We start from the raw sequence: 25,391 nt of genomic DNA, 5'->3' as shown, positions 1-25,391 counted from the left end.
CCGCGGGTTGAACATGTCCATACCAATCACGGACCTTGTTCGCCACGGCCCGCGCAGAACGCCACCGTCAAGTCCTTGACCAGCGCCTTGCGTTCGCGGTCGTCGAGCTCGACGAGCCCGCGCGTGGTCAGCCGGGTCACCGTGTCCTCCACCGAGTCCACGACCGAGGTGAGCACGCTCGCCCGGTACTGGGCGTCCAGCGCGGCGATCCGGCGGCGGTGCATGGCGGAGGCGACCTCGGGGGCGTACTCCACCCGCAGCGGCTGCACGGAGTACACCTCCAGGCCGACCGGTCCCGCGTCCGCCGTCACGAGCCGGGTCAGCGCGTCACCGGCCGCGCCGGCGGACCCCCCGGCTCCGCCCGGCGTCTCCACCGGCACCCGCACCAGCGCCGCCTCGACGCACGCGCGCAGGTACGCCTCGTGGTCCTCCACGCCCAGCGTGGCCCGCGCGGTGTCCCGCACCCGCCACACCACCAGGACGACCACGCGCAGGGCCACCCCGCTCGCGTCGGCCCCGGCCATCGGCTCGCTGCGCCAGTGCCGCAACCGCACGTCGACCCGCCGGCGCAGCAGCAGCGGGTTGACCCACAGCAGACCGGAGCGCCGCACGGTCCCCCGGTAGCGGCCGAACAGGCCGAGCACCCACGCCCGCCCGGTCCGCCCCCGCGCCAGCCCGCCGAGGCCGAACAGGGCCAGCGCGCCGGCTCCGGCGTACGCCGCCCACTGGGCGGGACCGAGTCCGGCGCCCGCGTGGCCCGGCAGCCCCAGCGACTGCGCCGCGGACGGCGGCACCAGGCCCGCCCACCAGGACGTGGCCAGGCACCCGGCCGCCCCGCACGCCCCGGCGAGCACCCCCGCCGCACCGGGCAGCACCCGGGCGGGCCGCTCCACCAGGTCGGGATCGACCCGCGGCACGGGACGGTGCCGCGCGGCCACCGGCCGGCGCGGGCGCGGCTGCTCCCCGGTGCCCTGCCGCCGGCCCACCACCGCGGGCCCGAGCGGCACGGGCACCGGGGTGGGGGCGTCGCGGAAGAGCAGGTGGACCGGGATCTCGGTGGCGGCCTCGTTCCGGATGAGCCGGGCGGGCCGGGCCGGGACGCCCCCGGCGGGATCCTCGGGCCCGGGCGTGTGGGAAGGGGTCGTCCTCATGCGTGCTCCAGCCTCCGCGCCAGACGCGTCATGACAGGGGTCGGCGCTCAGGAGAAGAGCCGCCGCCAGGTCTCCGGCCCCGGGTGGCCGTCCGCCGCGCCGCCCCGCCGCGGCCCCGGCCCGGTCGTGCAGTGCGTGCCGAACCCCTTCCTCACCAGGTGCTTCCCCAGCCGGGTGACGTACGGGGTGTCCGCGCCGGGCCGGAACACGGCCCGGCCCGGACAGCCGTGGACCCCGTGCGAGGCCGGGGGCGCCGCGGCCGGTGCCGTGCCGTCCCCGCCCCGGTCCGTGACCGGCAGCAGCCGGGCCGGCGGGCCCGGCAGCCCGTCGGCGGCGGCGCCCCGCCGGTCCGCGTCCGTCCGGCGCGGACCGGGACCGGAGGCGTGGAACCGCCCGGCGCCGCGCGCGACGAGCACGCGGCCGGGCCGGGCGACGTGCCCGTGGTGCGGGCCGTGGCCGCGGGACGCCGCTCCCGGGTACGGCGCCGGGGGCGTCGTGGCGGGCCGGGCGGGGTCCGGCACGATCCCCTTGTACCGGTGGGGGACATAAGCGGAACCGCTCCCCCAGGCACGGGGAACGGTCTGCCGACGGGTGTGCGGGCGGGTCCGCTCGTAGGCGGTGCGGGAGCTCCGGGTGCGGTCCGTCCAGCCTCCGAAAACGACGACGCGCGAGTCGTTCCGGGGGTCCGCCGCATTGTGGAACAGCAGAATGTCGCCCGCCCGGATTTCCGCCTCGGAAATGCGGTCCGCGTACCGGGCGAGCGAACCCGTCCATTCGTTCCCGGGCAGCTTCCAGGCCATCGGCGCATATCCCGAACAGTCCTGCCGGTATCCGTCGGACCAGTGACCGGACAGGCGGTACGGCACCTCGGCCGCGACCCGGGCCGTGGCCCGCTCGATGATCTCCGTGCGGGTGATCGCGGGAGCCGCCGGGGGACCGGCGGGCCGGGCCGGGCGGCCGCCGGGGCCGTGCAGCGGTGCCGGACCGCCCTGAGCGGTTCCGGGCTCGTCACCTGCGGGAACGTCCGAACGGCGGGGCGCGGCGGTCGCGGCGGCCGTCACGGCCCGGACCCGGTGCGCGGCCGGATGGCCGGCACCCCGGCCGGCCCGGTAGTACGGCAGGACCCGCCGCCGGTGGACGCGGCCGGGACAGTCGCAGTCGCTCGCGGGATCGAATTCCTCGCATACCGGAGACCCCATGCGATGCCCCTCACATTTCCGGTGGAATGGTCCGCGCCCGTGCACGTCGGCAGTTTCTCAACCGTCGTCCCGGTGCGCATGTTGACGGTCCGAATGATGTACGGGGTCCGGCGGCGGGTTTCCGGGCCCGCGGCCGGGGCGCCGGGTGGTCGGGAGCACCCTCCGGCGTCCTGTAGAGTTGTCCCGTCAGCACGCGCCGCTAGCTCAGTTGGTTAGAGCAGCTGACTCTTAATCAGCGGGTCCGGGGTTCGAGTCCCTGGCGGCGCACCGACCAGAAGGCCCCTCGCTCCGGCGGGGGGCCTTCTGCATGGGTCCGGCGGGCCGGCCGTCCGGGGCGGTCCCGTTGAACGCGACGCGCCCGCCGACCGTATGGGACGGCGGGCCGCCCGGGGCGCCGGCCGCACCCGGACCGGCCGGGGCCGAAAGATACCGGGCGCGGCCCGCCGCGGTCATGCGATCCGGGCAGAGGAGTCCATAGGAGAATACTTCGGTAACATCCCCCCGCACCTGTCCGCAGCGGCTCCACCCGCTCCCCACTGGCACCACAATGAGCGGATATGACCGGTAAACACCGTGTTTCGCATCTTGCGATCATGATGAACACCGTAGAACCCTGGTTCTTCAACATTCCGCACGAACGCGGTAGTTGGGGGGCAGGGACCGGTTGCCCGTACTGCGGGGAGAGGGGCCCCGTTCATGACGGGATGCCGAGGGGGGCATCATGCAACCGGAACGTCGCGTTGCCATGTCTATAGGGTGTGGATGACGTGGTGACAGCGACCCACCACTGATACGTCTGTGACGGTCGAGGGGGACCGGCAGCAGGCGGTAGGAAGCGACGAAACACGCGGGGAGCCGCGTGTGGGGGGATGACTCATGACGTCGACACCGACGGGCTCCCGGCAGGACGACCCGTCACAGACCACCCAGCTCAGGGTGCCGGCCCACCGGATGAGCACCACGGGGACATTCCGGCGGATCAAGAAGACCCTGCCGAAATACGACTACGAGCACTACAGCCGGCTCGCTGGTCCCCTCACCCAGCCCGATCCGGCCAAGCCGTACAAGGTGCAGTACCGCTCGCTGATCTCGCAGGAGCCGCACCGCATCCGGATCGCCCTGATGCTGGCGGCGGCCCCCGTGCTGTCGCTGGTGCTGCTGGTGTGGCTGCTCCAGCCCTCGCACTGGACCGAGCGCGACTACCCGGCCTTCGACTGGCTGCCGGCGCTCGACGTCGTCATGCTCGTCTCGATCGGCCTGATCGAGTTCTTCCGCTGCATGAATGTGCTGTCCAACGCGCACGCCACGCTGGTCGCCCGCGACCCGGTCCCGGTGGTGCCCGAGACCGGCACCCGCGTGGCCTTCCTCACCTCCTTCGTGCCCGGCAAGGAGCCGCTGGAGATGGTGACCAAGACCCTGGAGGCGGCCGTCAGGATCCGCCACCGGGGCCTGATGCACGTCTGGCTGCTCGACGAGGGCGACGACCCCGAGGTGAAGGCGGTCTGCGAGCGCCTGGGCGTGCACCACTTCTCCCGCAAGGGCGTGGCGAAGTGGAACCAGCCCTCCGGCCCGCACCGCGCCAAGACCAAGCACGGCAACTACAACGCCTGGCTCGAGGCCCACGGCGACGACTACGACTTCTTCGCCTCGGTCGACACCGACCACGTGCCGCTGCCCAACTACCTGGAGCGGATGCTCGGCTTCTTCCGCGACCCGGACGTCGGCTTCGTCATCGGCCCGCAGGTGTACGGCAACTACGACAACTTCGTCACCAAGGCGGCCGAGTCGCAGCAGTTCCTCTTCCACGCGCTCATCCAGCGCGCCGGCAACAAGTACGGCGCGCCGATGTTCGTGGGCACCTCCAACGCCGTGCGCATCAAGGCGCTCAAGCAGATCGGCGGCCTGTACGACTCGATCACCGAGGACATGGCCACCGGCTTCGAGATCCACCGCCACAAGAACCCGGCCACGGGCAACAAGTGGCGCTCGGTGTACACCCCGGACGTGCTCGCGGTGGGCGAGGGCCCCAGCGCCTGGACGGACTTCTTCACCCAGCAGATGCGCTGGTCGCGAGGGACGTACGAGACGATCCTCAAGCAGTACTGGAAGGGCTGGTACTCGCTGCCGCCGAGCAAGCTCTTCAACTACACGATGATGATCATCTTCTACCCGATGTCGGCCCTCAACTGGATCCTGGCGGCGCTGAGCTGTGCGCTGTTCCTGGGCCTGGGCGCCTCGGGTGTGAACATCGACCCGGCGGTGTGGCTGATGCTCTACGGCAACGCCTCCGCCCTGCAGATCGGCCTGTACGTCTGGAACCGCCGCCACAACGTCTCGCCGCACGAGCCGGAGGGCTCCGGCGGCGTGGCCGGCATGGTGATGTCGGCGCTGTCGGCGCCGCTGTACGCCAAGGCGCTGATCGACTCCGCGCTGCGGCGCAAGAGCAAGTTCGTGGTCACCCCCAAGGGCGACTCGGCGAGCCCGGACCGCTGGTTCGGGACGTTCCGGTACCACTGGTACTTCATCGCGATCTTCGGCGGCTCCATCGCGGCCGGCTTCGTCTTCGGCCACTCCCACCCGGCGATGGTCATCTGGGCCGTGTTCGCCATGCTCATCACGGCGTTCCCGATCTTCGCCTGGCGCCACGAGCTGCGGCAGGCGCGGAAGAAGCCCGGCGCGCACGCGTCGGGCGCGCCCTCCGCCGCACCGCCGCAGGAGGCCGCGGGGCCGCACCGGGTGCCGCCCGTGCCCCAGCAACAGCAGGCGCACGCCCCGCAGGCCCGGCCCAGCTGGTCCGCCTCCCCCGGAGGCGCCGACGGAGGCAACGACCAGACCATGCAGATCGCCCTTGGTGGACTTGGGGGACGTAAGGAATGAACGACCGTGCAGGCCGCCGCCGCGCCCGTCGACTCGCGATAGGCACGGCGGTGGTACTCGCGCTGGCCGGCATGAACGGGCCGTGGCTCTACCGCTTCGGCACCGAGAAATACCACCAGTACAAGATCAACAAGCCCGAGTACAAGGCCGCCAACGGCAAGTGGGAGATCGTCGAGTTCCCCGAGGAGTACCGGCAGAACACCATCCACGCGGCGCTGCTGCGCACCGGCAAGGTGCTGCTCGTCGCGGGGTCGGGCAACAACCAGGACAACTTCGACGCGAAGAGGTACGACACCCGCATCTGGGACCCGGTCAAGGGCACCATCAAGAAGGTCCCCACGCCGACCGACCTGTTCTGCACCGGCCACACCCAGCTCGCCAACGGCAACCTGCTGATCGCGGGCGGCACCAAGCGGTACGAGAAGCTCAAGGGCGACGTGAAGAAGGCCGGCGGCCTGATGATCGTCCACAACGAGAACCCGGACAAGCCGATCACCCTGCCCGCGGGCACCAAGTTCACCGGCAAGGAGAACGGCAAGACCTTCATCTCGAAGGACCCGGTCCTCGTGCCGCGCGCCAAGAAGAAGTTCGACCCGGCGACGGGCGCGTTCCTGGGCAACGACCCCGGGCTCGGCCGGATCTACGTCGAGGCGGCCAAGGAGGGCGCCAAGTACGAGACCGGCACCCAGGACAACTACCGCATCCAGGGCCTGAAGGGCGCCGACGCCCGCAACACCTACGGCATGGCGCAGAAGCTCGCCCTGGACAAGAAGGACTTCCAGGGCATCCGCGACGCCTACGAGTTCGACCCGGTCGCCGAGAAGTACATCAAGGTCGACCCGATGAACGAGGCCCGCTGGTACCCGACGCTCACCACGCTGAGCGACGGCAAGATCCTCAGCGTCTCCGGCCTCGACGACATCGGCCAGCTGGTCCCGGGCAAGAACGAGATCTTCGACCCCGAGACCAAGAAGTGGACGTACACGGCGAAGGCCCGCCAGTTCCCGACGTACCCGGCGCTGTTCCTCATGCAGAACGGCAAGATCTTCTACTCGGGTTCCAACGCGGGCTACGGGCCGGACGACGTGGGCCGCGAGCCCGGCGTCTGGGACGTGGAGACCAACGCCTTCACCAAGATCCCCGGGCTGAGCGACCCGAAGCTGATGGAGACGTCCGGCACGGTGCTGCTGCCGCCGGCGCAGGACGAGAAGTACATGGTGATCGGCGGCGGCGGGGTCGGCGAGTCCCGGCTGTCCAGCAACAAGACCCGCATCGTCGACCTGAAGGCCGACAACCCGCGCTTCGTGGACGGCCCGGCGCTGGAGAAGGGCACGCGCTACCCGCAGGCCTCGGTGCTGCCCGACGACAGCGTGCTGGTCACCGGCGGCTCGGAGGACTACCGCGGCCGCGGCGACTCCAACATCCTCCAGGCGCGGCTGTACGACACGGAGAAGAACGCGTTCCAGCGGGTCGCCGACCCGCTGGTGGGCCGCAACTACCACTCCGGCTCGGTCCTGCTGCCCGACGGGCGGGTCATGGTCTTCGGCTCCGACTCGCTCTTCGCCGACAAGGCCAACACCAAGCCGGGCCGGTTCGAGCAGCGCATCGAGATCTACACGCCGCCGTACCTGTACCAGGACGGGGCGCGGCCGGAGCTGTCGGGCGGTCCGCAGACCCTCGCGCGCGGCGCGTCCGGGACCTTCACCTCGAAGCAGGCGGCGTCGGTCGAGAAGGTGCGGCTCATCCGGCCGAGCGCGTCCACGCACGTCACGGACGTCGACCAGCGGTCGATCGCGCTGGACTTCGAGGCGGACGGCGACCGGCTCACGGTGACCGTGCCGAAGAACCGGAACCTGGTGCAGCCGGGCTGGTACATGCTGTTCGCCACGGACGGGCAGGGCGTGCCGAGCAAGGCGCGGTGGGTCAAGATCTCCTGACCCGTCCCCGGGCCACGACGACGGCCCCCGGCGCCGAGCGCCGGGGGCCGTCCCGTTCCCGCGACCGGGAGCCGCCGGAACCCGTCAGTCCGACCCCTGCGCCAGCTTCACGGCGTACTCGCCCCACCACTGGCCGGCCTTCGGGCCGCCCTTGCACTCGCCGTCGGACTCGCCGGGACGCTTCACCCAGAGGTAGGCGTCCACCAGCGGGTCGGCGGTCCTGACCGTCGGGGTCTCGCCGAGCGCCCGGCCCGGCGGGTTGCACCAGCGCTCGCCGGGATCGCCCTCGGTGTAGGGGCCGTTGCCGTTGCGGCTGGTGTCGACGACGAAGTGCTTGCCGCCGACCTTCGCGGACAGCTCCTTGCCGTACGCGATGGAGTCCTCGGTGGTGTAGAAGTTCGAGACGTTGACCGAGAAGCCGTCGGCCCGGTCGATGCCGGCCCACTTCAGCGGCTCGAAGATCTGGTCGGGCTTCCCCCAGCCGGCGTTGCCCGCGTCCAGGTAGACCTTGGTGTTCTCCAGCGCCGTGAGCTTGGCGATGGCGCCCTTGAGGAGGTCGTAGCGCTCCTCGTGGAACTGGTCCGGGGTGCAGCTGTCCACCAGGTGCAGCACCGCGTCGGGCTCCAGGACGACCGTCGCCGGACGGTCCCCGATGCCCTTGGCCACGCCGTCGATCCACGCCCGGTAGGCGTCGCCGTCGGCGGCGCCGCCCTGCGAGTACTGGCCGCAGTCGCGGTGCGGGATGTTGTAGAGGACCAGCAGGGCGGTGCGCCCCGCCTTGTCGGCGGCCTCGGTGAAGCCGCGGGCCTGCTCCTCGGGGTTGTCCGGGCTGATCCACTCGCCGGTCGGCTGCTCGGCGATCTTGCGGATCCGGGCGGCCTCGTCCTTCTTGCCGGCCTTCTCCAGGGCCGCGAGCTGCCGGGCCGCCGTACCGTCCGGGTTCACCCAGAACGGGGTGACGTCCTTGGGCCGCTGGGTGATCCCGGCGCCCGCCCCGGTGCCGCCCCCGCCGTTCGCCCCGTCACCGTCGCCGTCGCCCGAACACCCCGTGGCCAGCAGCGCCGCCCCCAGCACCGCTGCGGACGCCCGCCTCGCGACGGACGCCCCCACCCCCCTGCTGCCGTACATCCAACTCCCCCTCGGGTGCACCGTTCCGAGCCCCAATCCTGACATAGGTCCCGCGCCCCGCACGCGGTCGGCGACTTCCCCGTCCGCGGCCCGTCTACCCTCGCCCCGGCCGGTGCCACCTGGGCGGACGGCACGGGGAGCGGTCAGCGGCCGGTCCCCGTGAGGTAGGCGGAGACGATCACGTTCGCCGTGTAGCTGCGGGTCCGCTCGTCGAAGGTGCCGCCGCAGGTCACCAGCCGCAGCTCGGCCCGGCCGGCCCGGCGCGGCCCGTAGGCCAGGTGGGCGTCGAAGCGGTCGCGGGCGACGACCTGGACGTCGTCGACGGTGAACTCGGCCACCCGGGCGTCGTCGCGGACCACCCGGATCCTGTCGCCGGGCCGCAGGGTGCCGATCCGGTGGAAGACGGCGGGCCGGGTCTCGGTGTCGACGTGCCCGACCATCAGCGCGGTGCCGGCCGCGCCCGGCTTGGCCCCGCCCGCGTACCAGCCGACGACTCCGGGCTGGTCGAGGGGCGGGGGGTCGAGCGCGCCGCGCGCGTCCAGGCCGCGGGCCACCACCGGGGCCTGGACGCCGAGGCCGGGGATGTCGACGCGCTGCGGCAGCGCGTCCGCGAGCGGGCGGTGGGCGGGGGGCAGCTCCCTGTGGGGCGGCCGGCCCACCGCCGCCATGTCGCCGGTGGCCGGCCCGGACGTCCCGGGCGGTACGTCGGTCGCCTCGCGGCCCCACAGCCACAGCCCGAGCAGCAGGACCGCCCAGGCCAGGCCGATCGTCATGCGTCCCGCGCCGGAGCCGCGCCGTCTGTCGTCGGACATCGTCACCGCGCTCCACGGCTCCGGCGGGCCCGGGCGACGGCCACCGCGGCGATCCCGGCCAGGACCGCCCCGGTCACCGCGTGCGCCGTGCCGGGGCCGGTCTGCCGGGCCTCGGCGGCGAGCCGGGCGGTGCCGCCGCCGCCCGCCCGCACCGGGGCGACGGGTGATGCCGGGGCGGACGGCCGCGCACCGGCCCGTGCGACGGTGATCGTGCCGGTGCGGGCGGTGCCGCCGCAGGTGACCCTCACGGCGTAGGAACCGGCGGTGAGGGTGGAGCGGACGCGGCTCTCCCCGACGAGCGTGCCGTCGGCGGGGGCCAGCGGCACGGCCGCGACCAGCGCGGAGGAGGCGGCCACGGCGGTCCGCTCGGCGCAGTCGGACACGCGCAGCGTGACGTCGGTGCCGGGGGCGGGAGCGGCCGGGATCACCGAGACGCCCCCGCCGCCCGCCGCGTGCGCCTCCGGCGCGAGGGCGACGGCGGCCAGGGCACCCGAACAGAGAGTGACGCGCAGTGATCCCATCGTGTACCTCCAGTCCCCTGGAGCCTGCCCCGCCGCACCCCGCCCCGCATCCTCGAGGCGGGCCGGGGTGCGCCGGACGGGTGACGACGGGTTTGGACGGCGCGGGCGCCCGGAGCGGCCTGGAGCTGTCGTTCGGATCAGGTCGCGGGGAATCGGCCGTAGGCCGTCGGCGCCGGTGAGCGGGGCCCGGTGTGTGCGGCCGCACGGCGCAGGAGGGCGGCGATGCGGAGCACCGGCGACCGACGACGACGCCGCGGACGCGCGCACCGGGCCCGCGTCCGCGGCGTGATCCGGACGGCAGCCCCTAGATCCGGTCGACGAGGTCCGCGATGGAGTCCACGATCTGCGAGGGCCGGTACGGGAAGTTCTCCACCTGCTCGGGCGCGGTCAGGCCGGTGAGCACGAGGAAGGTCTGCATCCCGGCCTCGATGCCGGCCAGCACGTCGGTGTCCATGCGGTCGCCGATCATCGCGCTGGACTCGGAGTGCGCGCCGATGGCGTTGAGCCCGGTGCGCATCATCAGCGGGTTCGGCTTGCCCGCGAAGTACGGCTGCTTGCCGGTCGCCTTGGTGATCAGCGCGGCCACCGCGCCGGTCGCCGGGAGCGGGCCCTCGGTGGAGGGGCCGGTCTCGTCGGGGTTGGTGCAGATGAAGCGGGCGCCGCCGTTGATCAGCCGGACCGCCTTGGTCATGGCCTCGAAGGAGTAGGTGCGCGTCTCGCCCAGCACCACGTAGTCGGGCTCGTGGTCGGTGAGGATGTAGCCGATGTCGTGCAGCGCGGTGGTCAGCCCCGCCTCGCCTATGACGTACGCCGATCCGCCCGGCCGCTGGTCGTCGAGGAACTTGGCGGTGGCCAGGGCCGAGGTCCAGATGTTCTCGATCGGCACCTCCAGGCCCATGCGGCGCAGCCGGGCGTGCAGGTCGCGCGGGGTGTAGATGGAGTTGTTGGTGAGGACCAGGAAGGGCCTGCCGGACTCGCGCAGCTTCTTGAGGAAGGCGTCGGCGCCGGGGATGGGCACGCCCTCGTGGATGAGGACGCCGTCCATGTCGGTGAGCCATGACTCGATGGGCTTGCGGTCTGGCATGTGCTTCGGTCTCCTGGCGTACGGGCGGGCAGGGGCTGGGCCGGAACCACGGCGTACCGACGGCCCCAGCCTAGTCAGGACGGCGTGATCCGGACCCCGTCGATCACCAGGTACCGCGGAGGGGCCGCCTTTCACCCGTGTCCCGTCGGCGACCGCCCGGCGGCGCCGGGCGGTGGGCGGTCCCTCCTCCTGGCGCCCCCTCAGCGGCGCCGCCGCGCCACCAGCAGCGCACCGCCGGCGGCGAGCAGCAGGGCCACGCCCGCGAGCGCCGCGTAGGCCCGGCCGGGTCCGGTGCGGGCGAGTTCGTCGGCGAACGGGAACGGGCTGGACACGGCGGGGTCCGAGGCCCGGGGGGCGGGCGAGGCGGGGCCGGTCTCCGCCTCGTCCGGCGGGGGGTAGGCGCGGATGCGGAAGCGGTAGTCGCCGGACTGGCCGACCCAGTCGCCGTCGTCCCGGTGGCGCTGGACGACGGCGGCGTTGGCGGTGACCTCGTCGGGTGCGGCGTCCGCGGTGAAGGAGAGCCGGAGCTTCACGGTGAGGGTGCGGCCGGGGCCCACGGTGAAGCCGGGGAAGGCGGGCGGCGCGGTGGTGTCCCCGGCCTCGCCGCCGTCGTCGGCCAGCGCGGCGACGAGTTCGTCCCGTTCGGTGCGCTCGAAGCGGACGGGGCGCGGCCGGTCGCCGTCGTAGAACTCCAGCTGGGGCTGGGACGGCAGCAGGGCGCGCCGGGCGTCGACGAGGACGACGACCGGGTGGATGTGGGTGCAGGTCCGGTCGGTGGTGTTGGTGAGGTCCAGGTACCAGGTGCCGAAGCCGCCGCCGGCCTCGTAGCGGTCGGGGCCGCCGTGGATGCGGGTGGTGAGGGGGAACGCCTGGTCGTCGGAGGCGGCGCAGCCGGGCTCGGGGGCCGGGGCGGCCGCGTGCGCGGCGACCGGCACGGCGAGGAGGGCGGCGGCGGCCGCCGACAGGCAGAGGGAGGTGGGCGCATACCGTCGCATGAACACATGACCATGCCGGTGGACGCGGCCCACGGGGGACGCCGTGCCGTACGGGGGCCCCGGACGGCGCAGCGCGGCCGCCCGGCCGGACCAGTCCTCAGGCGTCGCCCCGCCCGAACAGCGGCGCGAGGAGGAGTTGGGCCGCGCCCTCCGCGACCCCGCGCGCCCCGCCGGGCACGCTGCGCACCGGCACCGCTCCGTCCCGCCCGCCCGCGCGGCGGGCGCGTGCGTCCAGGACCGCGCCGACCCCGCGGACGAACACCTCCGGCGCGGCGGCGACCGTGCGGCCGCCGAGCAGGACCAGGTCGATGTCGAGCAGCCCGGCCAGGTTGGCGGCGCCCGCGCCCAGCACCCGGGCCGCCTCGTCGAGCTCGCCGCGCGCGACGGCGGCCAGGCACAGCGCCTCGACGCAGCCGCGGTCGCCGCAGGTGCAGGGCGGTCCGTCGAGCTGGATGACCTGGTGCCCGAACTCGCCGGCCCCGGTCCGGGCCCCCCGGTGCACGCTGCCCGCGATCACCAGCCCGGCGCCGAGTCCGGTCCCGAGGTGCAGGTAGGCGAAGGAGCCGCCCTCGCCGCCGACCGCCAGGGCGAGGGCGGCGGCGTTGGTGTCCTTGTCGACCACGACCGGCACGCCCAGCCGCCGCGCCAGGGCGTCCCGCAGCGGGAACCCGTCCCACTCGGGGAAGCCGGTGACCCGGTGCAGCACGCCCCGCGCATGGTCGAGCGGGCCGGGCAGCGCGACCCCCACGCCGAGCAGGGCACCGGCCCCGGCGGTCGCCGGCAGTTCCTCGGACACCAGCCGCTCCACGACGTCCGCCACCGCCGCGACCACGGCCCGCGCGCCGGCCCCCAGGTCCAGCGGGGTCCGCCGCTCCCCCACCACGGTTCCCCTGAGGTCGGCCAGGACCGCCCGCAGCTCGTCGCGGTCCAGGTGCACCCCGGCCGCGTACCCGGCCTCCGGCACCAGCCGCAGCACCGTGCGCGGCTTGCCGCCGGTGGAGGCGCGGCGCCCGGCCTCGGCCGCGAGGCCGTCCGCGCGCAGCCGGGCCGTGATCTTGCTGACCGCCTGCGGGGTGAGCCCGGTCCGCTCGGCGAGCTCCAGCCGGCTGATGCCGCCGGCCCCGGCCGTGCGCAGCAGGTCCAGGACGAGGGCGGTGTTGTGGCTGCGCAGCGCCAGCAGGTTCGCGCCGCCCGTCGCGCCGCGACCGCGCATGCCGCCCGCCGTCACGGCCCGACCGCCGCGGCTGCCGTGCCGGTCACCGTCGCCCGGATCGTCACCGGCGCCCGGACGGTCACCGCTGCCCGGACGATCACCGCTGCCGGGCCGGTCCTCGCCACCCAGCCGGTCACCGCTGTCCGGCCGGCCCTCGCCGTCCGGCCGATCGTCACCGTCCGGCCGGTCACCGCGCCCCTCCGGGCCGCTCGCGCCCGCTCCGTCACTCGCCCTGTCCACGCTCCCATTCTCTCCTGCGCTTGCACTTTGGCAACAGCGTTGCGAAAGTAGACGCATGACTGGCACCCCCCTCCGCGTCGGCCTCGTCGGATACGGCCTGGCCGGCTCCGTCTTCCACGCCCCGCTGATCGCCGCCACCGAGGGCCTGGCCCTCGACACGGTGGTCACCGCGAACCCCGAGCGGCAGCGGCAGGCCCGCGCCGAGCACCCGGACGTCCGGGTCGCCGAGTCGCCGGACGAGCTGTTCGAGCGGGCCGGCGAGCTCGACCTGATCGTCGTCGCCTCCCCGAACAAGACGCACGTCCCGCTCGCGGCGACCGCCCTGAAGGCCGGCCTGCCGGTCGTGGTGGACAAGCCGGTCGCGGGGACGGCGGCCGAGGCGCGCGAACTGGCGGCGCTGGCGGACGAGCACGGCCTGCTCCTGTCCGTCTTCCAGAACCGCCGCTGGGACAACGACTTCCTCACCCTGCGCAAGCTGATCGCCGACGGTGAGCTGGGCGACGTGTGGCGCTTCGAGTCCCGCTTCGAGCGCTGGCGGCCGCGGCCCAAGGGCGGCTGGCGGGAGTCCGGCGACCCCGCGGAGATCGGAGGTCTGCTGTACGACCTCGGCAGCCACGTCGTCGACCAGGCGCTGGTCCTCTTCGGCCCGGTCACCGCGGTGTACGCCGAGACGGACGTCCGCCGCCCCGGCGCGGAGACCGACGACGACACCTTCCTGGCGCTCACCCACGCGAACGGCGTCCGCTCGCACCTGTACGTCTCCGCCACCACGGCCCAGCTCGGCCCCCGCTTCCGCGTGCTGGGCTCGAAGGCGGGCTACGTGAAGTACGGCCTGGACCCGCAGGAGGCGGCCCTGCGCGAGGGCGGGCGGCCGGGCACCGGCGGCGCCTGGGGCGTGGAGCCCGAGGAGCTGTGGGGCCGGGTCGGCGCCGGCGAGTCCCCCGTGACCGGCGGCGGCCGCCCGGAACCGACCCTGCCGGGCGACTACCCCGCCTACTACGCGGCGGTGGCGCGGGCCCTGCACGAGGGTGCTCCCAACCCGGTGACCGCGCTGGAGGCGGCCGCCGCCCTGGAGGTACTGGAGGCGGCCCGACGTTCGGCCCGCGAGAAGGTGACGGTGACGCTGTGACGCCCAACCAGGAGATCACCCCGAAGTTCCACCCGGAGCTCACCCCGAGTTTGGAGGAACTGGAGGCGCAGGAACGGCGGCTGGTGTTCCGGCAGTTCACCCACGACGACGCCTGGGAGCTGGGCTCGCTGCTGGTGCGGCTGGCCCGGGAGCGGCAGGCCCCGGTGGCCATCGACATCCACCGCGCCGGCCAGCAGCTCTTCCACGCGGCGCTGCCCGGCTCCGCCCCGGACAACGACGCCTGGATCGCCCGCAAGCGCCGGGTCGTGGAGCGCTACGGCCACGCCTCCTACCTGGTCGGCGCCCGCTTCCGCGCCAAGGGCTCGTCGTTCGAGGAGTCCTCGCGCCTGGACCCCGACACCTACGCGGCGCACGGCGGTTCGTTCCCCGTCACCGTCGAGGGCGTGGGCGTCGTCGGCGCGGTCACGGTCTCCGGCCTGCCGCAGCTCCAGGACCACCGGTTCGTGGTGGAGGCGCTGGAGGAGTTCCTCGGCCTGGCCGAGTAGCACGGCCGGGCGGCCCGGGGCCGCACCGGGGATTACCCGCGGGCCCCCTCCGGTTGGCACGTGCGGTACGTGATCGCGTACGGCAGCCACCCGGAGGGACGGAACCTGTGACCACCCCGCTGAAAGAGACGGTCGGCCGGTACGGCGTCTGGAGCGTCGGTCTGCGCGCGGAGGACCCCGCCCGGCACGGCGAACGCGCCGAGGCCGCCGCCGAACTGGAGGAACTCGGGTACGGCGCCGTCTGGCTGGGCGGCAACAGCGCCGCCCGGCACGCCGCGCCGCTGATCGGGGCGACCTCGGCGCTCACCGTCGGCACCAGCATCCAGAGCATCTGGGAGCACGAACCGGCCGCCGCCGCGGCGGCCTTCGCCGAGCTGGAGGCGGCCCACCCCGGCCGCTTCGTCCTCGGTCTCGGCGTCAGCCACGCCAAGCTCGCGGACGGCTACCGCCGCCCCTACTCGGCGCTCGTCTCCCACCTCGACGCCCTGGACACCGCCGGGGTGCCCGCGGACCGCCGCGTGCTGGCGGCCCTCGGCCCGAAGACGCTGCGGCTGACCCGGGACCGGGCGGCGGGCGCGATCCCGTACCTGGTGACCCCGGAGCACACCGCGCGGGCCCGCGAGGCCCTCGGCGAGGCCCCGCTGCTCGCCCCGGAGCTGGGGGTCGTCCTGGAGACGGACCCGGACCGGGCCCGCGCCCTCGCCCGCGACTTCCTCTCCCTGTACCTGGGCCTGCCGAACTACACCAACAACTTCCTGCGGCACGGCTTCACCGAGGACGACCTGGCCGACGGCGGCAGCGACCGCCTGGTCGACGCGCTGTTCGCGTGGGGCGACGACAGCCGGATCCGGGAGCGGATCACCGCCTTCCAGCAGGCGGGCGCGGACCACCTCGCCCTCCAGGTGGTGGACGACGGCCCGCGCGACGCACTGCCGAGGGCGGCCTGGCGCCGCCTGGCGGACCTGCTGGCCTGACCCGGCCCGACGCGAGGGGCGTGGGGAACCGCGCGGCCGGCCGCGCACCGCCCGCGGTGTCGGCGCACCGCGGTTCCCCACCGCTCAGGCGTCCTCGAACACCTGCCGCTGCCGCCCGAGCCCCTCGATCTCCAGCTCCACCACGTCCCCGGCCCGCAGGAACGGCTTCGGCTCCGGATGCCCCATCGCCACCCCGGCGGGCGTCCCCGTGTTGATGACGTCCCCGGGGTACAGGGTCATGAACCGGCTCAGGTACCGCACGACCTCCCCCACCGGGAAGATCTGCTCGGCCGTCGTGCCGTCCTGCTTCAGCTCCCCGTTGACCCACAGCCGCAGCGCGAGGTCCTGCGGATCGGGCACCTCGTCGGCGGTCACGAGCCACGGCCCGAGCGGGTTGAACGTCTCGCAGTTCTTGCCCTTGTCCCAGGTGCCGCCCCGCTCGATCTGGAACTCCCGCTCGGAGACGTCGTGCGCGACGGCGTACCCGGCGACGTGCGCGAGCCCCGCGTCCGCCGACTCCAGGTAGCGGGCCGTACGCCCGATGACGACGGCCAGTTCGACCTCCCAGTCGGTCTTGGCCGACCCGCGCGGCACGAGCACGGTGTCGTGCGGCCCGACGACCGTGTCCGGCGCCTTCATGAAGACGACGGGCTCGGCGGGCGGCTCGGCCCCGGTCTCGCGCGCGTGGTCGTGGTAGTTCAGCCCGATGCACACGATCTTGCCGATGCGGCCGAGGGGCGGCCCGATCCGCAGCCCGGCGGGGTCCAGCGCCGGCAGCTCGCCGGCGCCGGCCGCGGCGCGGATCCGGTCGAGCGCGGCCCCGTCGGCGAGCAGCGCCCCGTCGATGTCGGCGACGAGACCCGACAGGTCACGCAGGGTCCCGTCGGCGTCGAGCAGCGCGGGCCGCTCCGCTCCCGCCGTACCGACTCGCAGCAGCTTCATGATCACAATCTCCCTCGATCGCGGGCGCCCGGCCGAGGCGTGCGACCGGGTGCGGCGGCGCCGGCCATCGGAGGACCGGTCGATCCTCCAAGGTCGGTGTCCAGGTCGCAAGACCCCGTTCACGGACTGGACCGAAGCCCCGCCCCGGCCGCGGCGCCCGCCGCCCGGCCTACCGGTGGAGCACGGCCCGCTCGGCCACGCTCCACGTCGTGCTGGTCACCACGTACAGCGCGGCGGCCAGCGGCACCACGGCCACGGTGACGAGGGTGAGGAAGGGCAGGAACGGCATGACCCGGGTGATCGCGCCCGCCCCCGGCACCGGCTGCCCGTCCCCCGTCACCGGCACGGCCGGGTTCGCGGCCGTCATCAGCTTCGTCAGGTGGCAGCCGAACGCGGCGACGACCGCGACGAGGGCGAACACCCCCGCGTACACCAGCCCGGCGTCCCCGAACGGCCCGCCGTGGCCCAGCGCGTCCGCCCAGCGCCCGCCGAGCGGCGCGGCGAACAGCCGGTGGGCGAGCAGTCCGTTGGCCCGCCCGCCGATCGTGTCGCTGGAGAACAGGTGGTACAGCAGGAAGAACGCGGGCGCCTGGAGCAGGCTCGGCGCGAGGCCCGACAGGGGGGAGACGTTCGCCCGCGCGTGCAGGTCGAGGACGGCCTCCCGCAGCTTCTCCGGGTTCCGGGCGTGCTTCCTGCGCAGTTCGGCGATCCGGGGCTGGAGCGCGGCCCGGGCCTTCTGCCCGCGCGCGGCGGCGCGGGACAGCGGGTGGAGGAGGAGGCGTACGAACGCGGTGAACAGGACGATCGCGGCGGTCGCGGCGCCGGCGCCGAACAGCGGCTGGAGCAGGTCGGCCAGGTGCTCGACCAGGGAGGCGAAGACGGACATGGGTGAGCCCTCCGGGGGTCTCGTCGTGCCGGACGTCCGGAACGCGCGCAGGGGGCGTTCCGGGCAGGGAGAGGCGGCATGACGACCCGCGCGGGGCGGCCCGTGGGCGGGCAGCCCTACGCGGCGGTCGCCGGGAGGGCGTGTCCGGGCGCCCGGGGCCTGGTGCGCCCCCGGGCGTCGGGATCGCGCTGCGGCAGGAAGGCGGTACGGCGGTCGCGGTCGCGGATGGCCGTGCGCACCCGGGTGCGCGGCACGGCGGGCGTGCAGCGCGCGGCGAGGACGGCGCAGGCGGTGAGCGCGGCGCCGGCCGCGGCGGTGGCGGCGAGGGCGACGGTGGCGGTGAGGCTCCCCGTGTCCAGCAGCACGCACTGCAGGAGGAGGAACAGCGGCACGAGGGCGGGCCGCAGCCGCGTCCGGTCACGGACCATCGACTGCCCCCTCTCGCGTCGTACGCGTCGTACGCGTGTGCGTCCTGCTGACGGTTATACAGGACCACCCCCGCGAACGACCCCTCCCCCGGGCGCCAACCCTTGTCCTAACCGTTGGACGAATGACGGAGAAAGCGCTGTCACACCTCTCGACAATCCCACCCGACGCGCCCGATGCTTCGGATGACACGCGGGGGAGCCCAGCCCATCAGCGCTCAACTGCCTTTCTTTCTAGGGCAATTGACCGTTCGGACGGATAGGCGGAACACCCATGATCCGACGCAGGAGCCTGCTGGCGGCAGCGGGCGGCACCGTCCTCGGCGGCGCCCTGGCGGCCGGCACCGCGCACGCGGACGCCACGATCGCCGTCGACCCGTCGACGACGTACGGCACTTGGCAGGGCTGGGGCACCTCCCTGGCCTGGTGGGCCAACGTCTTCGGCGCCCGGGACGACTTCGCCGACCTGTTCTTCACCACCGGGTCCGTCCCCTACGACGGCCGGACGCTCCCCGGGCTGGGCCTGAACATCGCCCGCTACAACCTCGGCGCGTGCAGCTGGAACAGCGTGAACGGCGCGTCGATGGTGAAGTCGCCGAACATCCCCGGCTTCAAGCAGATCGAGGGCTTCTGGCAGGACTGGACCGACGAGGACCCGGCGTCCCCGGCGTGGAAGTGGTCGGCGGACGCCGACCAGCGGGCCATGCTGGTGAAGGCGACGCAGCGCGGCGCCGTCCCGGAACTGTTCGCCAACTCCCCGATGTGGTGGATGTGCGCCAACCACAACCCGTCGGGCGCCGCGGACGGCGGCAACAACCTCCAGTCCTGGAACCACCGCCGGCACGCCTCCCACCTGGCGGCCGTGGCGCTGCGCGCCCGCACCCACTGGGGCGTGGACTTCGCGACCGTCGACCCGTTCAACGAGCCGAGCTCCTCCTGGTGGACGGCCACGGGCACCCAGGAGGGCTGCCACATGGACGCCGCGGTCCAGGCGTCCGTCCTGTCGTACCTGCGCGGCGAGCTGGACAGGCGCGACCTGACCGGCGTGCGGATCTCGGCGTCGGACGAGACGGGCTACGACCTGGCGCGCACCACCTGGAACTCCTTCGGCGCGTCGACGAAGGCGCTGGTGGACCAGGTCAACGTGCACGGCTACCAGGGCGCGGGGGGCCGGCGCGACCTGCTCCACACGGACGTGGTGACGACCTCCCGCAAGGTCCTGTGGAACTCGGAGACCGGCGACGGCGACGGCACCGGCCTGACCATGGCGGGCAACCTGCTGTACGACTTCCGCTGGCTGCACCCGACGGCCTGGTGCTACTGGCAGGTCATGGACCCGTCGGCGGGCTGGGCGATGATCGCCTACGACCCGGGCACGCTCCAGCCCGGCGCGATCCAGACCAAGTACTACGTGATGGCCCAGTTCAGCCGCCACATCCGCCCGGGCATGACGATCCTCGGCACCGGAGTGAGCCACGCGGTCGCGGCCCTGGACCGGGCGGCGCGCCGCCTGGTGATCGTGGCGGCGAACACCTCCGCCTCGCCCCAGACCCTCACCTTCGACCTCTCCCGCTTCTCCTCCGTGACGGGCGGGCCAGGCGGCCTGGTCCCCCGCTGGAACACGGTGACGACGGGCGGCGGCGACCTGTACACGGCCCGCTCGGACATCCGTCTGAGCGGGAGGTCGGTGAGCGTGCCGTTCGCGGCGAAGTCGGTGCAGACGGTGCAGGTGGACGGGGTGGTGGCGTAGGGGGCGGGCGGGCGAGGGGCGGGTGGGTGCGGGACCGGTGGGGCGGCGTGCGGAGCGGTTGCGGGCCGGCGGAGGCCGCGGCCGGGGTGAGCGGCGAGAACCGACGGCCGCTCGGCGAGGCCTCGGGACGGCCCTGACCCGCACCTCCCTCACCTTTGTCACCGACCGGCAGTACGGTGTCCCCCATGCGCCCCGACACGCCTGCCGAGAACGTCGACCACGCCACCGAAGCGGCACGCCTGGAGCGGACCGCCGGCCTGTACCCCGAGGACGCCGAGGCCCTGCTGCTGCGGGCCGCGGCCCACCGGGAACTGTCCGGCGACCGCCCCGCGGCCACCGCGCTCTACGACCGCCTGCTGGCCTCCGCCGAGAGCCTGGAGAACCCCTTCCTGGTCCGCGCCCTGAAGGCCTCCAACCTGTGGGAGTACGGCCACGAGGCGGAGGCCCGGGCGATCATCGACGGCATCCGCACGGGCTCCCCGCGCGACCCCGCGCCCTGGGTGATCGCCGCGGAGGCCCTGGAGGCGCACGACGAGCTGGAGGCGGCGCACGAGACCTTCACACAGGGCGTGCGGCTGCTCCTGACGGACGTGCCGGAACCCCCGTACGCCACGCACCCGCTGCTCTTCGGCCGCCACCGGGTCCGCCGCATGCTGGGCGTCGCCCACGACGAGTGGGACGCGGTGGCGGACTCCGTCCACACGCTCCCGGTCTCCCTGGACGAACTGCACGACCCGGGGCGCGTGTGGTCCCTCGGCTCGGAGAACCCGGCGGAGCTGGAGGCGGAGATCTCCCGCCTGCGCGCGGAGCTCGGCGCGTACCGCACGGCCCTGTCCCGCCCGTTCCCGGTGGCGATCCTGCACTGGCCGGCGCAGGAGCTGACGGAACTGGTCACGGCGTACCCCTCGCTGGCGTCGGAGTACCCCTCCCACGAGGAGCACCTGGCCGCCATAGAGGCCGCCCTGCGCGAACTGGCCGCGTCCGGCACGCCCAACCTCGGCGTCGTGACCGGCACGGTCCCGTCCTACGAGGCCTTCGCGGCCTCGGAGGGCACGTCCCCGTCCGACACGTCCCTGCTGCCGCAGTACGCGACGATCCTGGCGGCACGGGGCCGGGCGGTGGCTTGGCCGCCTCGGGGCGGGGCCTGCTGGTGCGGGTCGGGGCGGGGGTATGAGGGGTGTCACGGGAGCGAGGACGCCTGATCCACTCGACCGGAGCGCGGATGTCAACTGATCGTGACGACATGTGTTCGCGAGGCCCGACGACGGTGAACAGCGTGACGCCTTCCTCCCCCGGTGTCTCGGCCCGCATGAGCAGGCAGGCGAGCAAGGACACGGGTGTCGAGCTGGCCGTGCGACGGCTGCTGCACGCGGCCGGACTGCGCTATCGCGTGGAGTACCCCGTGCCGGGCATGCCACGGCGGCGCATCGACGTGGCGTTCCCGCGTGCCAAGGTCGCGGTCCTCATCGACGGCTGCTTCTGGCACGGCTGCCCTCTGCACGCCACACAGCCGAAGGCGAACGCGGACTGGTGGCGCAGCAAGCTGGACCGGAACATGGCCCGCGACCGGGAGACGACCGAGCATCTGATCGCGGAGGGCTGGACGGTGCTCCGGTTCTGGGAGCACGAGGCCGCCGAGGACGTGGCCGTACGGGTGGGGGCGGCGGTGGAGCGGCGCAGGGCGGAGCTGATGAGGGGGAGAGCTGAATAAGCCCGCTCACCTTTGTGGACGTGTGTGCCGGTGTACGAGTGGTGAGAGCGGACGGGGGCCGCGAAGCAAGAGGGCGTAAGAAGTACCTCGGCATCACGTCACGCCCCGCCCTATGCAGTCTTGCCGTGACGACCTCAGCCACGGCCGACGTAAGCCGCCAGGTGTTTCCCCGTCAAAGTCCCGCGCCCCGCCACCAACTCCCCCGGCGTCCCCTCGAACACCACCCGCCCCCCGTCGTGCCCCGCCCCCGGCCCCAGGTCGATGATCCAGTCCGCGTGGGCCATGACCGCCTGGTGGTGTTCGACGACGATGACGGACTTGCCGGTGTCGACGAGGCGGTCGAGGAGGGTGAGGAGTTGCTGGACGTCGGCGAGGTGGAGGCCGACGGTGGGCTCGTCGAGGACGTAGATGCCGCCCTGCTCGGCCATGTGGGTGGCGAGCTTGAGGCGCTGGCGTTCGCCGCCGGAGAGGGTGGTGAGGGGCTGGCCGAGGGTGAGGTAGCCGAGGCCGACGTCGGCGAGCCGGGTGAGGATCTTGTGCGCGGCCGGGGTGCGGGCCTCGCCCGTGCCGAAGAACTCCTCCGCCTCGGCCACCGACATCGCCAGCACCTCGCTGATGTCGCGGCCGCCGAGGTGGTGGTCGAGGACGGCCGTCTGGAAACGCCTGCCCTCGCAGTCCTCGCAGGTGGTGGCGACGCCGGCCATCATCGCCAGGTCGGTGTAGATGACGCCGGCGCCGTTGCAGGCCGGGCAGGCGCCCTCGGAGTTGGCGCTGAACAGGGCCGGCTTCACGCCGTTGGCCTTGGCGAACGCCTTGCGGATCGGATCGAGCAGGCCCGTGTACGTCGCCGGGTTGCTGCGGCGCGAGCCGCGGATCGCCGTCTGGTCGACCGTGACCACGCCGGCCCCCGCGGGCATCGAGCCGTGGATCAGCGAGCTCTTGCCCGACCCGGCGACGCCCGTGACGACGCAGAGCACGCCCAGCGGGATGTCGACGTCGACGTCCCGCAGGTTGTGCCGGTTCGCGCCCCGGATCTCCAGCGTCCCGGTCGGCCGCCGGACCTCGTCCTTGAGCCTCGCCCGGTCGTCCAGGTGGCGGCCGGTGAGGGTGCCGCTGGCCCGCAGCCCTTCGACGGTGCCCTCGAAGCAGACGGTGCCGCCCGCCGTGCCGGCGCCGGGGCCGAGGTCGACGACGTGGTCGGCGATCGCGATGGCCTCCGGCTTGTGCTCCACCACCAGCACGGTGTTGCCCTTGTCGCGCAGCCGGCGCAGCAGGCCGTTCATCCGCTGGATGTCGTGCGGGTGCAGGCCGATCGTCGGCTCGTCGAAGACGTAGGTGACGTCGGTGAGCGAGGAGCCGAGGTGGCGGATCATCTTGGTGCGCTGCGCCTCGCCGCCCGAGAGGGTGCCGGAGGGGCGGTCGAGGCTGAGGTAGCCGAGCCCGATCTCCACGAACGAGTCGAGGGTGTGGGCCAGCCCGGTCAGCAGGGGCTTCACCGACGGCTCGTCGAGCGCGCGCACCCACCGGGCCAGGTCGCTGATCTGCATCGCGCAGACGTCGGCGATGTTCTTCCCGTCGATCGTCGACGAGCGGGCCTCGGCGCTGAGCCGGGTGCCGTCGCACTCGGGGCACACGGTGAACGTGACCGCCCGCCGCACGAAGGCGCGGATGTGCGGCTGGAGCGCGTCGACGTCCTTGGCCAGGAACGACTTCTGGATCTTCGGGATCAGCCCTTCGTACGTCAGGTTGATCCCGTCGACCTTGATCTTGGTCGGTTCCTTGTGGAGGAGGTCGTACCGCTCCGTCTCGGTGAACCGGCGGATCGGCTTGTCCGGGTCGAAGAAGCCGCAGCCGCGGTAGATGCGGCCGTACCAGCCGTCCATGGTGTAGCCGGGGACGGTGAGGGCGCCCTCGTTGAGCGAGAGGTTCTCGTCGTACAGCGCCGACAGGTCGATGTCGCTGACCGACCCCATGCCCTCGCAGCGCGGGCACATGCCGCCGAGGCGGTGGAAGGTGACCTTCTCCGCCTTGGTCCGGCCCGCGCCGCGCTCCACGGTGATCGCGCCGCCGGCCTTCACCGAGGGCACGTTGAACGAGTAGGCGTTGGGCGGGCCGATGTGCGGTGTGCCGAGCCGGCTGAACAGGATGCGCAGCATCGCGTTGACGTCGGTGACGGTGCCGACGGTGGAGCGGGGGTTGGCGCCGATCCGCTCCTGGTCGACGATGATCGCGGTGGTCAGCCCGTCGAGGAGGTCCACCTCGGGCCGGTTCAGCGCCGGCATGAAGCCCTGTACGAAGGCGCTGTACGTCTCGTTGATCAGCCGCTGCGACTCCGCGGCGATGGCGTCGAAGACCAGGGAGCTCTTGCCCGAGCCGGAGACGCCGGTGAAGACCGTCAGCCGGCGCTTGGGGATCTCGACGCTGACGTCCTTGAGGTTGTTCACGCGCGCGCCGTGCACGCGGATCAGGTCGTGGCGGTCGGCGGCGTGCGGCGCGGGTGACTGCGTGTCCGTCCTCGTGGTCATGCTCTTGGTGTCTCCATCCGGTGGGCGGGCCCGACGGGCCGGTCGCGGTCCCCGTCGGCGTCGTGGTCTGGCCGGCGCCGCCGGGCGGGCCCGGCGGCGCGCGGATCACTCCTTGCGGAGCTGGCTGAAGCGGAGCATGTTGCCGGCCGGGTCGCGGAAGGCGCAGTCGCGGACGCCGTACGGCTGGTCGGTGGGCTCCTGGAGGACCTCGGCGCCCGCGGCGGCGATGCGCTCGAAGGTGGCGTCGCAGTCGTCGGTCCGGAAGATGACGCCGCGCAGCAGGCCCTTCGCCAGCAGTCCGGCCACGGCCTCCCTGTCGGCGGCGGAGGCGCCCGGGTCCGCGAGGGGCGGTTCGAGGACGATGTCCACGTCCGGCTGTGCCGGCGAGCCGACGGTCACCCAGCGCATCCCCTCGAACCCGACGTCGTTGCGGACCTCCAGCCCGAGCACGTCCCGGTAGAAGGCGATCGCCTTGTCGTGGTCGTCGACGGCGATGAAGCACTGCGAGAGGTTGATGTCCATGCGCTTCACGCTAGGGGCGGGGCGGCCGGTCCCGCTTCTCCGTTCCTGACCGGTCGCGTGTGCACCTTGGCGACGCACGGCGGAATGGCGGCGCCCTCCTCGTGGCCGCGCGCCCGGTACGCGCTCGGGCTCTCGCCGACGAGTTCGGTGAAGCGCGTGCTGAACGAGCCCAGCGAGGTGCAGCCGACCGCGAAGCAGACCTCCGTCACCGTCAGGTCCCCGCGCCGCAGCAGCGCCTTCGCCCGCTCGATGCGGCGCGTCATCAGGTAGCTGTACGGCGTCTCCCCGAAGGCGGCGCGGAAGCTGCGGGAGAAGTGGCCGGGCGACATGAGGGCCCCGCGCGCCAGGGCCGGGACGTCCAGCGGCTCGGCGTAGTCACGGTCCATCCGGTCACGGGCCCGGCGCAGCCGGACGAGGTCCTCCAACGTCACGCGTCCACCATGGCACAACCCCGGCACCGCCGGTACGGGCGGCGGTGGATGAGGGCGGCACGCAACACCGGCCCGCCCGGGGGCAGTTCGGGCGGACCGGCGCCTTCCGTTCCGGGAACCCGCGGGAGCGCTGCCGGAGTGCGGCCCGTCTGTCCCGCCGGTCCTCGTCGACACCGTCCGTGCCGGGCTCCTCCTCGCGGATCCGGCCGCGCGCCGTCTCCTCGCCGACGACCTCCTCGGCCGGCCTGCGCGCCCGCTCCAGCGGCACCGGCCCGGTGCCCCGCCGGTCTCGTGGCGCCGGGCGTCGTGGACCGGATGACCGGGCACGGCCGGGGTCCGCTCGCGCGTGGTCATGAACTCGCGGCCTCTTCCGCCGCGTGCGGCTCACCCCGCGCCCGGCTCGCCGCCGCATCCGCGGCCAAGCCGCGTCCCC

At 73.7% G+C, this 25,391-nt stretch carries 22 protein-coding genes and 1 tRNA gene; 9 read left to right on the top strand and 14 right to left on the bottom strand.

All coding sequences use genetic code 11. The annotated features are described in order from the left end of the window. Nucleotides 1-26: 26 nt before the first annotated feature. Both ACIF8T_RS00485 and ACIF8T_RS00480 read right to left on the bottom strand, forming a co-directional pair. Nucleotides 27-1,151 carry an SPFH domain-containing protein gene (locus ACIF8T_RS00485; protein WP_400029618.1) on the bottom strand — a complete coding sequence of 375 codons (1,125 nt, stop codon included), beginning with the start codon at nucleotides 1,149-1,151 and terminating at the stop codon, nucleotides 27-29. 47 nt (nucleotides 1,152-1,198) lie between these two features. Then, nucleotides 1,199-2,350, bottom strand: coding sequence for a hypothetical protein (locus tag ACIF8T_RS00480; protein WP_400029616.1), 1,152 nt, complete (start codon nucleotides 2,348-2,350; stop codon nucleotides 1,199-1,201). 193 nt (nucleotides 2,351-2,543) lie between these two features. Between ACIF8T_RS00480 and ACIF8T_RS00475 the strand changes: the two genes are divergently transcribed. The 3 genes from ACIF8T_RS00475 (at nucleotide 2,544) to ACIF8T_RS00465 (ending at nucleotide 7,164) form a co-directional block, all read left to right on the top strand. Next, nucleotides 2,544-2,617, top strand: a tRNA-Lys gene (locus tag ACIF8T_RS00475). Nucleotides 2,618-3,226: 609 nt separating this feature from the next. Continuing rightward, nucleotides 3,227-5,227 (top strand): glycosyltransferase family 2 protein, encoded by a 2,001-nt coding sequence (locus ACIF8T_RS00470; RefSeq protein WP_400029614.1) that lies wholly within the window; start codon nucleotides 3,227-3,229, stop codon nucleotides 5,225-5,227. After that, entirely contained in the window at nucleotides 5,224-7,164 is a 1,941-nt protein-coding gene (locus tag ACIF8T_RS00465) for a galactose oxidase-like domain-containing protein (protein ID WP_400029612.1), read from the top strand. Before ACIF8T_RS00470 ends, ACIF8T_RS00465 begins: the two co-directional genes overlap by 4 nt. A gap of 84 nt (nucleotides 7,165-7,248) precedes the next feature. On the opposite strand, the gene ACIF8T_RS00460 is transcribed toward ACIF8T_RS00465, so the two are convergent. From ACIF8T_RS00460 to ACIF8T_RS00435, 6 genes are all read right to left on the bottom strand, one after another. Continuing rightward, on the bottom strand, nucleotides 7,249-8,292 hold the full coding sequence (locus tag ACIF8T_RS00460; protein ID WP_400029610.1) for a glycoside hydrolase family 6 protein: 1,044 nt from the start codon (nucleotides 8,290-8,292) through the stop codon (nucleotides 7,249-7,251). Nucleotides 8,293-8,435: 143 nt separating this feature from the next. Further along, nucleotides 8,436-9,104 carry a class F sortase gene (locus tag ACIF8T_RS00455; RefSeq protein WP_400029608.1) on the bottom strand — a complete coding sequence of 223 codons (669 nt, stop codon included), beginning with the start codon at nucleotides 9,102-9,104 and terminating at the stop codon, nucleotides 8,436-8,438. Nucleotides 9,105-9,106: 2 nt separating this feature from the next. Beyond that, nucleotides 9,107-9,625 carry a hypothetical protein gene (locus tag ACIF8T_RS00450; protein WP_400029606.1) on the bottom strand — a complete coding sequence of 173 codons (519 nt, stop codon included), beginning with the start codon at nucleotides 9,623-9,625 and terminating at the stop codon, nucleotides 9,107-9,109. A gap of 304 nt (nucleotides 9,626-9,929) precedes the next feature. Further along, a complete protein-coding gene (locus ACIF8T_RS00445; RefSeq protein ID WP_400029604.1) occupies nucleotides 9,930-10,709 on the bottom strand; it encodes an HAD-IIA family hydrolase in 780 nt (259 codons plus the stop codon). 200 nt (nucleotides 10,710-10,909) lie between these two features. Continuing rightward, the gene (locus tag ACIF8T_RS00440; RefSeq protein WP_400029602.1) at nucleotides 10,910-11,704 is read right to left on the bottom strand and encodes a hypothetical protein; all 795 of its coding nucleotides are present in this window, start codon (nucleotides 11,702-11,704) and stop codon (nucleotides 10,910-10,912) included. A 97-nt stretch (nucleotides 11,705-11,801) separates the two neighbouring features. Then, the gene (locus tag ACIF8T_RS00435; RefSeq protein ID WP_400031424.1) at nucleotides 11,802-12,917 is read right to left on the bottom strand and encodes an ROK family protein; all 1,116 of its coding nucleotides are present in this window, start codon (nucleotides 12,915-12,917) and stop codon (nucleotides 11,802-11,804) included. Nucleotides 12,918-13,212: 295 nt separating this feature from the next. Here ACIF8T_RS00435 and ACIF8T_RS00430 point away from each other — a divergent pair, with 295 nt between their 5' ends. The 3 genes from ACIF8T_RS00430 (at nucleotide 13,213) to ACIF8T_RS00420 (ending at nucleotide 15,766) form a co-directional block, all read left to right on the top strand. After that, nucleotides 13,213-14,286: a Gfo/Idh/MocA family oxidoreductase gene (locus ACIF8T_RS00430; protein ID WP_400029600.1), complete on the top strand. Its 1,074-nt coding sequence runs from the start codon at nucleotides 13,213-13,215 to the stop codon at nucleotides 14,284-14,286. After that, nucleotides 14,283-14,792 (top strand): heme-degrading domain-containing protein, encoded by a 510-nt coding sequence (locus ACIF8T_RS00425; protein WP_400029598.1) that lies wholly within the window; start codon nucleotides 14,283-14,285, stop codon nucleotides 14,790-14,792. Before ACIF8T_RS00430 ends, ACIF8T_RS00425 begins: the two co-directional genes overlap by 4 nt. Nucleotides 14,793-14,899: 107 nt before the next feature. Beyond that, the gene (locus ACIF8T_RS00420; protein WP_400029596.1) at nucleotides 14,900-15,766 is read left to right on the top strand and encodes an LLM class F420-dependent oxidoreductase; all 867 of its coding nucleotides are present in this window, start codon (nucleotides 14,900-14,902) and stop codon (nucleotides 15,764-15,766) included. 84 nt (nucleotides 15,767-15,850) lie between these two features. On the opposite strand, the gene ACIF8T_RS00415 is transcribed toward ACIF8T_RS00420, so the two are convergent. The 3 genes from ACIF8T_RS00415 to ACIF8T_RS00405 form a co-directional block, all read right to left on the bottom strand. Continuing rightward, nucleotides 15,851-16,708, bottom strand: a complete 858-nt coding sequence (locus ACIF8T_RS00415; RefSeq protein WP_400029594.1) for a fumarylacetoacetate hydrolase family protein — start codon at nucleotides 16,706-16,708, stop codon at nucleotides 15,851-15,853. 169 nt (nucleotides 16,709-16,877) lie between these two features. After that, complete coding sequence (locus ACIF8T_RS00410) at nucleotides 16,878-17,594, bottom strand: YidC/Oxa1 family membrane protein insertase (RefSeq protein ID WP_400029592.1); 717 nt, start codon at nucleotides 17,592-17,594, stop codon at nucleotides 16,878-16,880. A 116-nt stretch (nucleotides 17,595-17,710) separates the two neighbouring features. Then, the gene (locus tag ACIF8T_RS00405; protein ID WP_400029590.1) at nucleotides 17,711-18,022 is read right to left on the bottom strand and encodes a DUF6412 domain-containing protein; all 312 of its coding nucleotides are present in this window, start codon (nucleotides 18,020-18,022) and stop codon (nucleotides 17,711-17,713) included. 271 nt (nucleotides 18,023-18,293) lie between these two features. Between ACIF8T_RS00405 and ACIF8T_RS00400 the strand changes: the two genes are divergently transcribed. The 3 genes from ACIF8T_RS00400 (at nucleotide 18,294) to ACIF8T_RS00390 (ending at nucleotide 21,480) form a co-directional block, all read left to right on the top strand. Further along, complete coding sequence (locus ACIF8T_RS00400; RefSeq protein ID WP_400029588.1) at nucleotides 18,294-19,769, top strand: glycoside hydrolase; 1,476 nt, start codon at nucleotides 18,294-18,296, stop codon at nucleotides 19,767-19,769. 185 nt (nucleotides 19,770-19,954) lie between these two features. Beyond that, entirely contained in the window at nucleotides 19,955-20,971 is a 1,017-nt protein-coding gene (locus tag ACIF8T_RS00395; RefSeq protein ID WP_400029587.1) for a hypothetical protein, read from the top strand. A gap of 107 nt (nucleotides 20,972-21,078) precedes the next feature. Beyond that, complete coding sequence (locus ACIF8T_RS00390) at nucleotides 21,079-21,480, top strand: very short patch repair endonuclease (protein WP_400031422.1); 402 nt, start codon at nucleotides 21,079-21,081, stop codon at nucleotides 21,478-21,480. Nucleotides 21,481-21,614: 134 nt separating this feature from the next. Here the strand turns inward: ACIF8T_RS00390 and ACIF8T_RS00385 are convergent, their stop codons facing one another. From ACIF8T_RS00385 to ACIF8T_RS00375, 3 genes are all read right to left on the bottom strand, one after another. Further along, on the bottom strand, nucleotides 21,615-24,005 hold the full coding sequence (locus tag ACIF8T_RS00385) for an ATP-binding cassette domain-containing protein (protein WP_400029585.1): 2,391 nt from the start codon (nucleotides 24,003-24,005) through the stop codon (nucleotides 21,615-21,617). A gap of 105 nt (nucleotides 24,006-24,110) precedes the next feature. Next, nucleotides 24,111-24,527: a VOC family protein gene (locus ACIF8T_RS00380; RefSeq protein ID WP_400029583.1), complete on the bottom strand. Its 417-nt coding sequence runs from the start codon at nucleotides 24,525-24,527 to the stop codon at nucleotides 24,111-24,113. 5 nt (nucleotides 24,528-24,532) lie between these two features. After that, the gene (locus ACIF8T_RS00375) at nucleotides 24,533-24,958 is read right to left on the bottom strand and encodes a helix-turn-helix transcriptional regulator (protein ID WP_400029581.1); all 426 of its coding nucleotides are present in this window, start codon (nucleotides 24,956-24,958) and stop codon (nucleotides 24,533-24,535) included. Between the last annotated feature and the right edge of the window lie 433 nt (nucleotides 24,959-25,391).

Source organism: Streptomyces sp. NPDC085946 (assembly GCF_044540485.1).
Classification (GTDB): domain Bacteria; phylum Actinomycetota; class Actinomycetes; order Streptomycetales; family Streptomycetaceae; genus Streptomyces.
This window is presented reverse-complemented; position numbering and strand designations above follow the sequence as displayed.

Bases quoted from the DNA above. Each gene is read 5' to 3' on its own strand.
- ACIF8T_RS00485 (WP_400029618.1), bottom strand. From the start codon at position 1,151: ATGAGGACGACCCCTTCCCACACGCCCGGGCCCGAGGATCCCGCCGGG.
- ACIF8T_RS00480 (WP_400029616.1), bottom strand. From the start codon at position 2,350: ATGGGGTCTCCGGTATGCGAGGAATTCGATCCCGCGAGCGACTGCGAC.
- ACIF8T_RS00470 (WP_400029614.1), top strand. From the start codon at position 3,227: ATGACGTCGACACCGACGGGCTCCCGGCAGGACGACCCGTCACAGACC.
- ACIF8T_RS00465 (WP_400029612.1), top strand. From the start codon at position 5,224: ATGAACGACCGTGCAGGCCGCCGCCGCGCCCGTCGACTCGCGATAGGC.
- ACIF8T_RS00460 (WP_400029610.1), bottom strand. From the start codon at position 8,292: ATGTACGGCAGCAGGGGGGTGGGGGCGTCCGTCGCGAGGCGGGCGTCC.
- ACIF8T_RS00455 (WP_400029608.1), bottom strand. From the start codon at position 9,104: ATGTCCGACGACAGACGGCGCGGCTCCGGCGCGGGACGCATGACGATC.
- ACIF8T_RS00450 (WP_400029606.1), bottom strand. From the start codon at position 9,625: ATGGGATCACTGCGCGTCACTCTCTGTTCGGGTGCCCTGGCCGCCGTC.
- ACIF8T_RS00445 (WP_400029604.1), bottom strand. From the start codon at position 10,709: ATGCCAGACCGCAAGCCCATCGAGTCATGGCTCACCGACATGGACGGC.
- ACIF8T_RS00440 (WP_400029602.1), bottom strand. From the start codon at position 11,704: ATGCGACGGTATGCGCCCACCTCCCTCTGCCTGTCGGCGGCCGCCGCC.
- ACIF8T_RS00435 (WP_400031424.1), bottom strand. From the start codon at position 12,917: ATGCGCGGTCGCGGCGCGACGGGCGGCGCGAACCTGCTGGCGCTGCGC.
- ACIF8T_RS00430 (WP_400029600.1), top strand. From the start codon at position 13,213: ATGACTGGCACCCCCCTCCGCGTCGGCCTCGTCGGATACGGCCTGGCC.
- ACIF8T_RS00415 (WP_400029594.1), bottom strand. From the start codon at position 16,708: ATGAAGCTGCTGCGAGTCGGTACGGCGGGAGCGGAGCGGCCCGCGCTG.
- ACIF8T_RS00410 (WP_400029592.1), bottom strand. From the start codon at position 17,594: ATGTCCGTCTTCGCCTCCCTGGTCGAGCACCTGGCCGACCTGCTCCAG.
- ACIF8T_RS00405 (WP_400029590.1), bottom strand. From the start codon at position 18,022: ATGGTCCGTGACCGGACGCGGCTGCGGCCCGCCCTCGTGCCGCTGTTC.
- ACIF8T_RS00400 (WP_400029588.1), top strand. From the start codon at position 18,294: ATGATCCGACGCAGGAGCCTGCTGGCGGCAGCGGGCGGCACCGTCCTC.
- ACIF8T_RS00395 (WP_400029587.1), top strand. From the start codon at position 19,955: ATGCGCCCCGACACGCCTGCCGAGAACGTCGACCACGCCACCGAAGCG.
- ACIF8T_RS00390 (WP_400031422.1), top strand. From the start codon at position 21,079: ATGAGCAGGCAGGCGAGCAAGGACACGGGTGTCGAGCTGGCCGTGCGA.
- ACIF8T_RS00385 (WP_400029585.1), bottom strand. From the start codon at position 24,005: ATGACCACGAGGACGGACACGCAGTCACCCGCGCCGCACGCCGCCGAC.
- ACIF8T_RS00380 (WP_400029583.1), bottom strand. From the start codon at position 24,527: ATGGACATCAACCTCTCGCAGTGCTTCATCGCCGTCGACGACCACGAC.